This is a genomic window from Curtobacterium sp. MCBA15_009 (assembly GCF_001864895.1).
Taxonomy (GTDB): Bacteria; Actinomycetota; Actinomycetes; order Actinomycetales; family Microbacteriaceae; genus Curtobacterium.
Window position 1 is genome coordinate 47,431 of the sequence record NZ_MJGO01000012.1, and the last position, 12,601, is coordinate 60,031.

Genomic DNA, 12,601 nt, shown 5'->3' on the forward strand with positions numbered 1-12,601 from the left:
GGAACCGGGGCTACCCGCGGCGGGCGCCCGCGGTGAGGTCGGCGGCGCGGTCCGCGACGCCCTGCACGCCGAGGTCGGCGAGGGCACGGACGAACGCGGAACCGACGATCGCGCCGTCGGCGTACTCGAGGACCTCGCGGACCTGCTCGGCGGTGGAGATGCCGAGGCCGACGCACGTGCGCTCGACCCCGGCGTCACGCAGCCGGGACACGACGGTCCGGGCCGCGACGTCGACCCCGGCGCGGGCGCCGGTGACGCCCATCGTCGAGACCGCGTACACGAAGCCGCGGCTCGACTCGACGGCCTGGCGCATCCGCACGTCGGACGACGAGGGGGCGGCGAGGAAGACGCGGTCGAGGCCGGTGCGCTCGGACGCGGCGGTCCACTCGGAGGCCTCGTCCGGGATGAGGTCGGGCGTGATGAGCCCGGCGGCACCCGAGGACACGAGGTCGTCGGCGAACCGGTCGACGCCGTAGCGCAGCACCGGGTTCCAGTACGTCATGACGAGCACGGGGACGTCCACGCGCTCGGTGATCTGCTGCACGGCGTCGAAGACGTGGGCGACCCGGAAGCCGTTCGCCAGGCTCTCCTCGGCCGCGCGCTGGATCACGGGACCGTCCATCACGGGGTCGGAGTACGGCAGACCGAGCTCGATGACGTCCACGCCGTTCTCGGCGAGGGCGACGGCCGCGTCGACGCTGGTCTGCAGGTCCGGGTACCCGGCGGGCAGGTACCCGACGACGGCACCGGCGCGCTCGGCGTTGGCGCTGTCGATCGTCGTGGCGACGGTCCGGTTCTGGCTCACAGCTGCACCGCGTTCTCGTCGAGGATGCCGAAGTACCGACTGGCGGACGCGACGTCCTTGTCCCCTCGGCCGGACAGGTTGACGAGCACGACCCCGTCGGGGCCGAGCTCCTTGCCGAGCTGCATGGCACCGGCCAGCGCGTGCGACGACTCGATCGCGGGGATGATCCCCTCGGTCTGGCTCAGCAGGCGGAACGCCTCCATCGCCTCGGCGTCGGTGATGGGTCGGTAGGTCGCGCGGCCGATCGAGGCCAGGTGCGCGTGCTCCGGCCCGACGCTCGGGTAGTCGAGGCCGGCGGAGATGCTGTGGCTCTCGATGGTCTGGCCGTCCTCGTCCTGCATCAGGTACGACTTCGTGCCCTGGAGCACGCCCTGTCGGCCGAGCGTGATGCTCGCGGCGTGCCGGCCGGTCTCGACGCCGTCGCCGCCCGCCTCGAAGCCGTACAGTGCGACGCCCTCGTCGTCGAGGAAGGCCTCGAAGATCCCCATCGCGTTCGAGCCGCCGCCGACGCACGCCGCGACGGCGTCCGGCAGGCGCCCGACGGTGTCGAGGACCTGCTGCCGGGCTTCTTCGCCGATGACCTTGTGGAACTCGCGCACCATCTCGGGGAACGGGTGCGGTCCCGCGACGGTGCCGAGCAGGTAGTGCGTCGACTCGACGTTGGCGACCCAGTCGCGGAGCGCCTCGTTGATGGCGTCCTTCAGGGTGCGGGAACCGGTCTCGACCGGGATGACCTCGGCGCCGAGCAGTCGCATCCGGGCGACGTTGAGCGCCTGGCGCTCGGTGTCCACCGCGCCCATGTACACGACGCACTCCATGCCGAAGAGCGCTGCTGCGGTCGCGGTGGCGACGCCGTGCTGGCCGGCGCCGGTCTCGGCGATGAGCCGCGTCTTGCCGAGGCGACGGGCGACGAGCGCCTGCCCGAGCACGTTGTTGATCTTGTGCGACCCGGTGTGGTTGAGGTCCTCGCGCTTGAGGATGACGCGGGCACCGCCGGCGTGCTTCGCGAAGCGGGGCACCTCGGTGATGATCGAGGGACGCCCGGTGTAGTCGCGCTGGAGCGCGTCGAGCTCCGCGCGGAACTCGGGGTCGGCCCAGGCCGTGCGGAACGCCGCCTCGAGCTCGTCGAGGGCGAGTACGAGCGACTCGGGGACGAAGCGTCCCCCGAACTCGCCGAAGTAGGGGCCGTGCAGGTCGCGGAGTGAGGTCACGATGGGGTCTTCCGGGACGAGCCCGGCGCGGCGCGGAGCCGGAGCCGGACGGGGTGGGTCGTGCGGCCGCGGTCCGCGGCCGGGATGCGGTGTGGGGGTCAGCCGCGGTCGGCGGCGTCGATGAACGATGCGAGGGTGGCGGCGGGGTCGGCGCCGGTGACGAGGGCCTCGCCCACGAGCACGACGTCGGCGCCGGCCGCTCGGTAGTGCGCCACGTCGGCAGGACCGGCGACCGCGGACTCGGCGACCCGCACGACCCCGTCGGGGATGCGGTCGGCGAGCGACCCGAACAGGTCGCGGTCGAGCGAGAAGTCCGTCAGGTCGCGGGCGTTCACGCCGAGGATGCGCGCGCCGGCGTCGAGCCCGCGAGCGACCTCGTCACCGGAGTGCGCCTCGACGAGCACGCGCATGCCGAGGAACTCGGCCAGGGTGTGCAGCTCGACGAGCTGCCGCTGCTCGAGCGCCGCCACGATGAGCAGCACGACGTCGGCTCCGGCCGCGCGGGCCTCGAGCACCTGGTACGGGTCGGCGATGAAGTCCTTGCGGAGCACCGGGATCGCGACCCGCTGCTTGACGGCCTGCAGGTCGGCGAGGCTGCCGAGGAACTTGCGCCCCTCGGTCAGGACGCTGATCGTCGACGCGCCGCCGCGCTCGTAGTCGGCGGCGAGCGACGCCGGGTCCTCGATCGGGGCCATCGACCCGCGTGAGGGACTGGCGCGCTTGACCTCGGCGATGACCTTGACGTGGTCACCGGGACGCAGGTGGTCGAGGGCGTCGAGCGGCGGCGCCACCCGGTCGAGGTCGCGTTCGACGTCCGTCACGGGACGGTCGAGGCGACGGGTGGCGGCGTCCTCGAGCGCGCCCGCGACGAGGGTCTCGAGCACGTTCGGCACGGGGTTCCTACTCGCCGTGGTGCTTGGGGACGAACTTCGGGCCGTCGACGCCGTAGCCGGCCTTCTTCATGACACCACCGACGACGAGGCCGATGAGCACGACGGCGGCGGACGCCCACACGCCCCAGGGCATGTCGAACCAGAAGAACAACGTGCCCGCAGCGAAGCCGATCAGCATGATGACGACGGCGGTCCAGGCTGCCGGCGAGTGGCCTTCGCCGAGTTCTGCGGGTTCGGTGTTGCTCACGGTGCTCCTCGTTCTGCTCCGGCGTCGTCGTCCGAGCGACGCCGTGTCGATCCTACCGTGTCGTCCCCGACGGGACCGGCGACCGCGCCGCCCGTGCCGCCCTGGTCGTCCGCGGCGGCCGTCCCGTCGAGCGTCGTCGGGTCCACCCCGGCACTGAGGTCGTCCCAGTCGACGACGGCGTCGCGCTCGACCGGCGCCGACGCGCGGGCGTCCGCGGCAGCGCCGGCCGTCGCCGCGCCGTACTTGCGGCTCGGACCCGGCCAGGAGCGCTGCACGACCACCGCGACGACGCCGAGCGCCATCGCGAGCACCCCGCCGACGATGCCGACGACGGGCCACGGGGTCACGTCGACCTCGGTCACCACGCGGCGCACGGCCCCGAGGTCGCTCACCCCGGCGACCTGGCCGATCGCTCCGCGGGCGGCCGCGACCGGGTCGCGCAGGGCGCTGATGCCGCTGACGACGACGCCGAGGCCGAGCAGGACCTCGACGAGGGCGAGGACGACGCGCAGCACCCGTCCGGCGATGGTCATCGCGAGGAACAGCGCCAGGCTCGCGATCGCCAACGCCGTGTACGAGGGCACGACGGCCGCGCCGTCGGCGTCGACCGTGCCGGTGACGGCGTCGCCCGCGTGCAGGTGGACGGTGAACCACGTCTGGGTCCAGGCCAGCATCACGACGCCGGCCACCAGGAGCCCGGCGACGACGACGATCGGACGGGAACGCCTCATGCGCGCACCTCGCGCATCCGGTTCGCGGTGGCCACGGCGCGGAGCGGGGCGGCGGCCTTGTTCACGGCCTCGACGTGCTCGGTCTCGGGGTCCGAGTCCGCGACGAGACCGGCACCGGCCTGCACACGGGCGACGCCGTCCTTGATGAGGGCGGTGCGGATGGCGATGGCGAGGTCGGCGTCCCCGGCGAAGTCGAAGTAGCCGACGACCCCGGCGTACGCGCCGCGGCCGGCGGGTTCGAGCTCGTCGATGATCTCGAGCGCGCGCGGCTTCGGTGCCCCCGAGAGCGTGCCGGCCGGGAACGTCGCGCGGAAGACGTCGATCGCCGACGCCTCCGGGCGCACCGCGCCCTCGACGCTCGACACCAGGTGCATGATGTGGCTGAACCGCTCGACCGTCATGAACTCGGTGACCGCGACGGACCCTGGCTGGCAGACCTTCTGCAGGTCGTTGCGGGCCAGGTCGACGAGCATCAGGTGCTCGGCGCGCTCCTTCGGGTCGCCGAGCAGGTCCTCGCCCAGGCGGACGTCCTGCTCGGGGGTCGCCCCGCGCGGGCGCGACCCGGCGATCGGGTGGGTGATGGCCCGGCCGCCCTGCACCTTGACCAGGGCCTCCGGTGAGGCGCCGACGATCCAGAAGCGCTCGTCGGCGGTGTCCGCGAGCGCGAGGAAGTACATGTACGGACTCGGGTTGAGCGTCCGGAGCACGCGGTAGACGTCGAGCGGGTCGGCGGTCACCTCGTGGTCGAACCGCTGCGAGATGACGACCTGGAAGACGTCGCCGTCGCGGATGAAGTCCTTCGAGCGCAGGACCGACGCCATGTACTCGTCCGGCGTCGACCGGTGCACCGGGCTCGGCTCGGCGATGTCGAAGGCCTCGGCCACGGTCGCCACCGAGGGCTGCACGAGGTCGGCCTGCATGCGGTCGAGCCGGGCCTGCGCGTCGAGCCACAGCGTGTCGGGGTCGTCGACGCCGTCGTTCAGGGCGCTCGCGACGAGCAGCACCAGCCCGGTGCGGTGGTCGAGCGCGGCGAGCTCGGACACGAAGGACAGTGCCTGCCCGGGGACGTCGAAGTCCGACGGCGGGACGTTCGGCAGGTGCTCGAGCTGTCGGACGGCCTCCCAGCCGATGAAGCCGACGGTGCCGCCGACGAGCGGCGGCGTGCCGGGGACGCGCGGCGTCGCCCAGCGCTCGTGCAGCCGCGCGAGGACCTCGAGCGGCTGGCCCTCGAGGGACCCGACGGCACGGGCGGCGTCGATGCCGGTGTCGATCCAGGCGGCACGCTCGCCGTCCTGCGTCAGCACGCCGAAGCTGCGGACGCCGACGAACGACCAGCGCGACCACAGGCCGCCCTGACCGGCGGACTCGAGCAGGAACGACCCGGGGCGGCCGTCGGCCAGCTTCCGGTAGACACCGACCGGCGTCTCGCTGTCGGCGTAGAGCGCGCGCACCACCGGCACGACCCGGTGGTCGCCGAGCAGGGCGTCGAACTCCGGCCGGGAGGTCGTGTGCGGCTGGTCGGACACGGTCGCGGCGGTCACCGGGTCGCCTCCACAGCAGCGTCCGCGTCCGCGCCGGCGGACCCGGCGGCATCCGCGCGGTCAGGCCCTGCAGCGCCGGACGACCCGGCGGACGACGGCGCGGACGCCGTCACCGGCGCGAGCGGGTCGACGTCGAAGCACCGGTGCGCACCGGTGTGGCAGGCGGCCCCGACCTGCTGGACGGTCACGAGCAGGGTGTCGTCGTCGCAGTCGAGCGCAGCGCCCCGCACGTACTGGGCGTGCCCGGAGGTGTCGCCCTTGCGCCAGTACTCGTTCCGCGACCGGGACCAGAACGTCACGCGCCCCTCGGTCAGGGTGCGTCGGAGCGCTTCCCGGTCCATGTAGCCGAGCATGAGGACGTCCTTCGACGACTCCTCTTGCACGATGGCGGGGAGCAGCCCGTCGGCTCCGAAGCGTGCACGGTCGAGGACCGCGTCGGTGTCGGTGCTGGTGCTGTCGGTCATGAGGCTCCTAGCCTACGGCGTGCCGGGACGCGGGCAGTGGGGTGTGGAGAACCGCGACGGGCGGCGCGCGGCCGCGTCAGCGGACGGCGTGGCCGGTCGCGCGGAGCGCGGCCTTGACGTCGCCGACCGTCATCTCGCCACGGTGGAAGACGGACGCGGCGAGGACTGCGTCCGCACCCGCGTCGACGGCGGGGGCGAAGTGCTCGACGCGACCCGCGCCTCCCGAGGCGATGACCGGGACGGACGAGACGGCGCGCACCGCGGCCACGAGTTCGAGGTCGAACCCGTTCTTCGTGCCGTCGGCGTCGATCGAGTTGACGAGCAGTTCCCCGGCGCCGCGCTCGACGGCCTCGCGTGCCCACGCGACGGCGTCGAGGTCGGACTCGGTCCGCCCGCCGTGCGTGGTGACGACGAAGCCCGAGGGCATCCGGTCGGAGCGCTTGACGTCGAGCGAGAGCACGACGGCCTGCGCGCCGAACCGGTCGGCGATCTCGCCGACGAGCTCGTGCCGGGCGATGGCCGCGCTGTTCACACCGATCTTGTCGGCCCCGCACTGCTGCAGCCGCGAGACGTCGTCGACGCTGCGGACCCCGCCGCCGACGGTGAGCGGGATGAAGACCTGTTCGGCCGTCCAGGTCACGGTGTCGTACATCGTCGCCCGGTTCTCGACCGTGGCGCCGACGTCCAGGAAGGTCAGCTCGTCGGCACCCTGCTCGTAGTACCGCGCCGCGAGCTCGACGGGGTCACCGGCGTCCTGGAGGTCCAGGAAGTTGACGCCCTTGACGACCCGGCCGCCCTTGACGTCGAGGCACGGGATGACCCGGACCGACACGCCACCGGCGGTCACAGGCGTGCGGCGTGGATCGGGCTGACGAGGATCGCCCGAGCGCCGAGGTCGTAGAGCGCATCCATGATGAGGTTCGCGTCGTCGCGCGGGATCATCACGCGGACGGCGGCCCAGTCGCGGTCGTGCAGCGGCGACACGGTCGGCGACTCGATGCCGGAGGCCACCGCGGTGGCCTGCTCGAGCAGGGCCGTCGGCACGTCGTAGTCGAGCATGACGTAGCCGCGGGCGACCAGGACGCCCTGCAGGCGTCGGCGCAGGACGTCGACGCCGGGGATGGTCTCGTCGGTGGAGACGAGCACCGCGGTCGACTCGAGGATCACCGGGCCGAAGATCTCGAGCCCGGCCTGGCGGAGGGTGCTGCCCGTGGAGACGACGTCGGCGACGGCGTCGGCGACGCCGAGGCGGACGGCGCTCTCGACGGCGCCGTCGAGCTTCACGAGCGTCGCGGTCACCCCGTGCTCGGCGAGGAACGCGCCGACCAGGCCGGGGTAGCTCGTGGCCACCCGGACGCCGTCGAGGTCCTGCAGCGACCCGAAGCGCCCGGGCGTGCCGGCGAAGCGGAACGTCGAGTCGGCGAAGCCGAGCGCGTCGACCTCGTGCGCCTCGGACCCGGAGTCGAGCAGCAGGTCACGGCCGGTGATGCCGACGTCGAGCGCGCCGGACCCCACGTAGGTCGCGATGTCGCGCGGTCGGAGGAAGAAGAACTCCACCCCGTTGCGCTCGTCGAGCAGGTGCAGCGCCTTCGGGTCGCGGCGGCCGGCGTACCCGGCCTCGCGGAGCATCTCGGAGGCGGTCTCGGACAGGGAGCCCTTGTTGGGCACGGCGATGCGGAGCATCAGGGGGTCTGCTTTCTGGGAGGGGTGTCGGCGGCTGATCAGCGGATCAGAGATGTCGCCAGACGTCCGCCGGGGTGAGCCCCTTGGCGACCATGAGCACCTGGAGGTGGTAGATCAACTGGGAGATCTCCTCCGAGGTGCGCTCGTCGCCCTCGTACTCGGCCGCCATCCAGACCTCGGCGGCCTCTTCCACGATCTTCTTGCCGATCTGGTGCACACCGGCATCCAGTTCGGCGACGGTGCCGGAGCCGTCCGGGCGCGTGCGCGCCTTCTCGGTCAGCTCCGCGAACAGGTCGTCGAACGTCTTCACGCCGACCAGGCTACCGGTCCCCGCGGTCGCGGCCGACGCACCGTCCGGACGGGAGGCCCGGTGCGGCTCGGCGGGTCCGGTCGCGCCCGGCGCTCCCCCGGTCACGAGCGGGCCGCGGCGGCCGCCGCGCGCAGGTCGGCGATGCGGGCAGCGGGCTCGCCGCCGTAGACGGCCGAGCCGGCCACGAGCGTGTCGGCGCCGCTGCGGACGGCCTCGGCGACGGTGTCGACCGCGATGCCGCCGTCCACCTCGAGCCAGACGTCGAGCCCGGAGGCGTCGACGGCGGCGCGCGCGTCGGCGAGCTTCGGCATCACGGAGGGCATGAACGACTGGCCGCCGAAGCCCGGCTCGACGGTCATGAGCAGGATCATGTCGTAGGCGTCGAGGTGGTGCAGCACCGGGGTGATCGGGGTGCCGGGCTTCACGGCGACGGCGGCCCTCGCCCCGTTCGACCGGATCGCCGCGGCGGTGGCGACGGGGTCGGTGGCGGCCTCGAAGTGGAAGGTCACGCTCGACGCACCGGTCTCGGCGTACTTCGGGGCCTCGGTGTCGGCGTCGGTGATCATGAGGTGGACGTCGAGCGGCACCGGCGAGACCTCTTGCAGGCGCTGCACGATCGGCAGCCCGAGGGTCAGGTTCGGCACGAAGTGGTTGTCCATCACGTCGACGTGCACCAGGTCGGCGGTCTCGATGCGGTGCAGCTCCCGCTCGAGGTTCGCGAAGTCGGCGGACAGGATGCTCGGCGAGATGCGGATCGTCACCCGTCGAGCCTACCGGCGCGCACCTGCCCGGCCGCCCCGCACCGGTGCGCGCCACACCGTTCCGGGCGGACTCAGCCGTCGCCGAGGGCGCGCGTGCCGAGGTCGGACCGGAGCATCGTCCCGAGTGCTGCTTCGACCAGCCGCTCGCCCTGCGGGCGGTCGATCCGGCGCGACACGACGAGGGCCGCGATCCCCTGCATGGTGGCGGCGAACAGGAGCTTGAAGGTGGTCCGGGCGTCCTCGCCGGGCTCCGGCGCGGACGCACCGAGTGCGCCGTCGAGCACGGCGAACAGTGACTCGGCAGCGGTCCGCACGGATCCGGACCGTCCGGCCGTCGACGCCTGGAACATGAGGTCCATGAGCGCCGCGTCGTCGACGGCGAAGTCGACGTACGCCAGGGCGACCCGGCGGAACCGGCCGTCGAGGTCGCCCGACCCGGAGAGGGCCCGGCGCACCGCGCTGGTCAGTCGTTCGAAGCCGAGCACGGCGAGGGCGTCGAGCAGGGCCTGGCGGTCGACGAAGTGGCTCCGCGGCGCACCGTGGCTGACCCCGGCCCGCCGCGCCAGGTCACGGAGGGACACCCCGTCGACGCCGTCCTCGCGCAGGACCTGGACGGCCTCGTCGAGCAGCACGGCCCGCAGGTTCCCGTGGTGGAAGGGACGCTCCGGCATGCCACCAGCCTAGCGCGGTACTAGGCATTGTCTATTTTCTAGTCAGTGCCTAGATTGGGCGCATGACACCTCGACAGCACCTGCTCGTGTTCGGCGCCACCGGACAGACCGGCCAGCACTTCACCCGGCTCGCACTCGAGGCCGGACACCGCGTCCGCGCCGTCGTCCGGACACCGTCGAAGCTGGCGGTCCAGCACGACGACCTGCAGGTCGAGCAGGGCTCGGTCACCGACGGCCTCGACCTCGACGCGCTGCTCGACGGCGTGACGGGCGTGGTCGTGATGCTCGGGGACGTCGCCGCGCAGCGCGAGCGACCGGTCAACACCGCGTTCGTCCGCACGCTCGTGCCGGCCATGCGCCGGAGCGGCACCCGGCGGCTGCTGTACCAGGCCGGTGGGCTGAGTGCGCCTCCCGGCAAGCGCCTCGCGCCCGTGCTCCGCCTCGTCCGGTCGACGCTCGCGCGGGAGTACATCGGGCAGCACGCGGACAACGAGTCGGTGATGCGCTACCTCGACGCCGAGGCGCAGGACATCGCCTGGACGGTGCACCGCGCCGGCATCGGCTCGGACGGCCCCTCCAAGGGCGAGCTGCGCCGCTCGGCGCGGTGGATAAGCATCGGCACCTTCCGGGACTGCGCCGCGTACAACCTGCGCACCCTGTTCGACGACACGGCCGTGCACACGTGCGACGGCAGTGCCTACCGACGGTCGCGCTGAGCCCCGTCCCGGTCGGCGCGGTGGTCAGTCGGCGCGGTGGTCAGCCGACGCGTCGGAACAGCGCGATGAACATCGCGTCCGTCCCCACGCGGTGCGGCCAGAGCTGCACGGTGTCGCCGTCCGACACCCGCGGGTCGCGCGCGGCGACGCCCCGGACGATCGACGCCGTGTCGAGCTGTTCGAGCAGGTCGCCGTGCCGCCGCATGAGCGCGTCGACCTGCCCCCGGGTCTCGGCGAGGTGCGGCGAGCAGGTCACGTAGGCGAGCGTCCCGCCCGGCGCGAGGACGCGGACGGCCGCGTCGAGCAGCTCGGACTGCAGGGCCGCGAGCTCCTGGACGTCCTCTGGTGCCTTCCGCCAGCGCGCCTCCGGCCGACGCCGCAGGGCACCGAGCCCGGTGCAGGGCGCGTCGAGCAGGATGCGGTCGAAGGTGAGCCCGGTGCCGTCCCGCCCGTACCGCCGGGCGTCGCCCTCGACGACGCGCACGTGGTCGCCGAACACGCCGAGCGCGTTCCGCACGAGGCCGGCGCGCGCCGGGACGAGTTCGTTCGCGACCAGGGTCGCGCCGCCCTGCTGGGCCTCGGCCGCGAGCAGCGCCGCCTTCCCGCCGGGGCCGGCGCACATGTCGAGCCAGCGCTCCCCCGCGCGCACGGCCGACGAGCGGCTGAGCGCCAGCGCGGCGAGCTGCGAGCCCTCGTCCTGCACGCGCAGGCGTCCGGCGGCGACGCCCGGCACGCGGGCCGGGTCGCCGGAGATGCCCCGGATGCCGACGGGCGACACCGGTGACGCATCGGCTTCCGGCACGGGGTCGACGGTGCGGACGGGAGGCACGGTGCCGGTCGCCCCGTCGGCCTCCGGTTCGTCGTCGGCGGGCACCAGGGCCGCGGGCACGTCGTCCGCACCGGTCGCGTCGGCGAACACGGCGTCGGTGTCGTCGTCCGGGGCGCTGCGCGCGGTGGCCGTGGCGACGTCCTCGTCGGTGGCGAGTCCGGGCAGCGCCGCGAGCTGCACCCGCGGCGCGGCGTTGTCCGCCGCGAGCAGGGCGGCGAGCTCGTCGCGGGAGCGCTCGGCGGCCAGGGCGTCGCGCAGCGCCGAGACGACCCACGTCGGGTGCGACCACCGTGTCGCGAGCAGGGCGTCGCCGCCACGTCCCTCGGTGATGAGCGCGTCCCACTCGTCGTCGGTCCGCGCGGCGATCTTCCGCATCACGGCGTTCACGAAGCCGGTCGCCCGGCGGGCGCCGACGTCGCGCGCGAGCTCGACCGTGGCGTCGACCGCGGCGTGCGTCGGGGTCCGCATCGCGAGCAGCTGGTGGGCACCGAGCCGCAGCACGTCGAGCACGTCGGCCTCGATGTTCTCCGCACGGCGGCCGGACGCGAGCGCGATGACGACGTCGTAGCGGCCGAGCATCCGGATCGAGCCGTAGGTCAGCTCGGTCGCGAACCCGGCGTCGCGGGCGGAGAGGCCGGCGCGGCGGATGCGCGTCGGCAGCAGCAGGTTCGCGTACGCGTCGTCGACCTGCACGGCGCGCAGGACGTCGAAGGCGACGCGACGGGCGTTCGCCGGACGGGGGCCGCGGCGGGCTCCCTGGTGCTTCGTCGGCTGGCTCATGCGAGGACCTTCCCGTCCAGTTCGCCGAGGCCCCGGGCCCAGGCGGCGGCGTCCATCGCCTTCTTGCCCGCCGGCTGCACCTCGGAGAGCACCAGCGGGTCGTCCGCGGTCCCGACCAGCAGCCGGCCGCCGTGGAGTGCCAGCGCACCGGGCGCGAGCTGCGGGGCGGGGTCCCCCGTGCCTCCCGTCAGCCGGTTGCTGCGGAGCAGCTTCACGCGGGTCTCGCCGAGGTGGGCGTACGCGCCGGGCTCGGGCGTGACGCCGCGCAGGCGTGCGTGCACGACCGCGGCGGGGGCGTCGAAGTCGATGCGGCCGTCCTCGATGGTGGTCTTCGGCGCCAGGGTCGGCGTCCCCGTCTGCTCGGTCGCCACCGCGGTGCCGGCGGCGATGCCGTCGACGACGCGCGCGACGGTCCCGGCGCCGGACTCGGCCATCGCCGCGAGGACCTCGCCGGAGGTCGCCTCCGGGTCGATGTCGAACGGGTCGGACGCGTACACGGGGCCGGCGTCGAGCTCCTCGACGAGTTGGAACACCGTCGCGGCGGTCCGGGCATCGCCCGCCATGACGGCGCGCTGCACGGGCGCCGCGCCGCGGTACGCGGGGAGGTCGGAGAAGTGCAGGTTCACCCAGCCGAGCCGGGGCGCGTCGAGGGCCGGCCGGCGGAGCAGCGCGCCGTACGCGACGATGACGCCGAGGTCGACGTCGAGGGCGACCAGCTCGGCGGTGACCCCCTCGTCGACCCGGACCGCCTCGATGACCGGCAGGCCGAGCTCCGCCGCGGCCTGCGCCACCGGCGTCGGCGTCAGGACCCGCTTGCGCCCCTGCGGCGTGGGCGGACGGGTGAGGACCGCAGCGATCTCGTGGTCGGACGCCGCGAGGCGACGGAGGGTGGGGACGGCCGCAGCGGGGCTGCCGGCGACGACGAGACGCATGGGGTCCATCGTCCCACGTGCGCACGG

At 73.9% G+C, this 12,601-nt stretch carries 14 protein-coding genes and 1 pseudogene; 1 reads left to right on the top strand and 14 read right to left on the bottom strand.

The window, feature by feature from the left end; genetic code table 11:
- Nucleotides 1-10 precede the first annotated feature (10 nt).
- From trpA to BIU97_RS04220, 12 genes and pseudogenes are all read right to left on the bottom strand, one after another.
- Nucleotides 11-805: a tryptophan synthase subunit alpha gene (gene trpA / locus BIU97_RS04165; RefSeq protein WP_071297128.1), complete on the bottom strand. Its 795-nt coding sequence runs from the start codon at nt 803-805 to the stop codon at nt 11-13.
- Nucleotides 802-2,016 (bottom strand): tryptophan synthase subunit beta, encoded by a 1,215-nt coding sequence (gene trpB / locus BIU97_RS04170; RefSeq protein ID WP_071297129.1) that lies wholly within the window; start codon nt 2,014-2,016, stop codon nt 802-804. The genes trpA and trpB overlap by 4 nt, the downstream gene beginning before the upstream one ends.
- A gap of 98 nt (nt 2,017-2,114) precedes the next feature.
- Nucleotides 2,115-2,900 carry an indole-3-glycerol phosphate synthase TrpC gene (gene trpC / locus BIU97_RS04175; RefSeq protein WP_071297195.1) on the bottom strand — a complete coding sequence of 262 codons (786 nt, stop codon included), beginning with the start codon at nt 2,898-2,900 and terminating at the stop codon, nt 2,115-2,117.
- Nucleotides 2,901-2,916: 16 nt separating this feature from the next.
- Nucleotides 2,917-3,156, bottom strand: a complete 240-nt coding sequence (locus tag BIU97_RS17945) for an HGxxPAAW family protein (RefSeq protein WP_071297130.1) — start codon at nt 3,154-3,156, stop codon at nt 2,917-2,919.
- Nucleotides 3,153-3,887 carry a Trp biosynthesis-associated membrane protein gene (locus BIU97_RS04185; protein WP_071297131.1) on the bottom strand — a complete coding sequence of 245 codons (735 nt, stop codon included), beginning with the start codon at nt 3,885-3,887 and terminating at the stop codon, nt 3,153-3,155. Before BIU97_RS04185 ends, BIU97_RS17945 begins: the two co-directional genes overlap by 4 nt.
- Nucleotides 3,884-5,428: an anthranilate synthase component I gene (locus BIU97_RS04190; protein ID WP_083404624.1), complete on the bottom strand. Its 1,545-nt coding sequence runs from the start codon at nt 5,426-5,428 to the stop codon at nt 3,884-3,886. The genes BIU97_RS04185 and BIU97_RS04190 overlap by 4 nt, the downstream gene beginning before the upstream one ends.
- 95 nt (nt 5,429-5,523) lie before the next feature.
- Nucleotides 5,524-5,892: pseudogene (gene hisI / locus BIU97_RS04195) on the bottom strand (phosphoribosyl-AMP cyclohydrolase); the annotation flags it as partial.
- Between the two features lie 76 nt (nt 5,893-5,968).
- On the bottom strand, nt 5,969-6,724 hold the full coding sequence (gene hisF / locus BIU97_RS04200; RefSeq protein ID WP_071297196.1) for an imidazole glycerol phosphate synthase subunit HisF: 756 nt from the start codon (nt 6,722-6,724) through the stop codon (nt 5,969-5,971).
- An 11-nt stretch (nt 6,725-6,735) separates the two neighbouring features.
- Entirely contained in the window at nt 6,736-7,575 is an 840-nt protein-coding gene (hisG, locus tag BIU97_RS04205; protein WP_071255748.1) for an ATP phosphoribosyltransferase, read from the bottom strand.
- 46 nt (nt 7,576-7,621) lie between these two features.
- Nucleotides 7,622-7,885, bottom strand: coding sequence for a phosphoribosyl-ATP diphosphatase (locus BIU97_RS04210; protein ID WP_071256418.1), 264 nt, complete (start codon nt 7,883-7,885; stop codon nt 7,622-7,624).
- Nucleotides 7,886-7,986: 101 nt separating this feature from the next.
- Complete coding sequence (gene rpe, locus BIU97_RS04215; protein WP_071255751.1) at nt 7,987-8,646, bottom strand: ribulose-phosphate 3-epimerase; 660 nt, start codon at nt 8,644-8,646, stop codon at nt 7,987-7,989.
- A gap of 71 nt (nt 8,647-8,717) precedes the next feature.
- Entirely contained in the window at nt 8,718-9,317 is a 600-nt protein-coding gene (locus BIU97_RS04220) for a TetR/AcrR family transcriptional regulator (RefSeq protein ID WP_071255752.1), read from the bottom strand.
- Between the two features lie 62 nt (nt 9,318-9,379).
- On the opposite strand from BIU97_RS04220, the gene BIU97_RS04225 reads away from it, so the two are divergent.
- Nucleotides 9,380-10,033, top strand: coding sequence for an NAD(P)-dependent oxidoreductase (locus BIU97_RS04225; RefSeq protein WP_071297132.1), 654 nt, complete (start codon nt 9,380-9,382; stop codon nt 10,031-10,033).
- A gap of 40 nt (nt 10,034-10,073) precedes the next feature.
- Here the strand turns inward: BIU97_RS04225 and BIU97_RS04230 are convergent, their stop codons facing one another.
- Both BIU97_RS04230 and BIU97_RS04235 read right to left on the bottom strand, forming a co-directional pair.
- Nucleotides 10,074-11,642, bottom strand: coding sequence for an RsmB/NOP family class I SAM-dependent RNA methyltransferase (locus BIU97_RS04230; protein WP_254782891.1), 1,569 nt, complete (start codon nt 11,640-11,642; stop codon nt 10,074-10,076).
- Nucleotides 11,639-12,574, bottom strand: a complete 936-nt coding sequence (locus BIU97_RS04235) for a methionyl-tRNA formyltransferase (RefSeq protein WP_071255762.1) — start codon at nt 12,572-12,574, stop codon at nt 11,639-11,641. The genes BIU97_RS04230 and BIU97_RS04235 overlap by 4 nt, the downstream gene beginning before the upstream one ends.
- Nucleotides 12,575-12,601: the final 27 nt, after the last annotated feature.

What these genes read in the sequence shown, in the direction of transcription:
- BIU97_RS04225 (WP_071297132.1), top strand. Translation starts at nt 9,380, where the DNA reads ATGACACCTCGACAGCACCTGCTCGTGTTCGGCGCCACCGGACAGACC.
- BIU97_RS04230 (WP_254782891.1), bottom strand. Translation starts at nt 11,642, where the DNA reads ATGAGCCAGCCGACGAAGCACCAGGGAGCCCGCCGCGGCCCCCGTCCG.
- BIU97_RS04220 (WP_071255752.1), bottom strand. Translation starts at nt 9,317, where the DNA reads ATGCCGGAGCGTCCCTTCCACCACGGGAACCTGCGGGCCGTGCTGCTC.
- hisG (WP_071255748.1), bottom strand. Translation starts at nt 7,575, where the DNA reads ATGCTCCGCATCGCCGTGCCCAACAAGGGCTCCCTGTCCGAGACCGCC.
- BIU97_RS04235 (WP_071255762.1), bottom strand. Translation starts at nt 12,574, where the DNA reads ATGCGTCTCGTCGTCGCCGGCAGCCCCGCTGCGGCCGTCCCCACCCTC.
- BIU97_RS04185 (WP_071297131.1), bottom strand. Translation starts at nt 3,887, where the DNA reads ATGAGGCGTTCCCGTCCGATCGTCGTCGTCGCCGGGCTCCTGGTGGCC.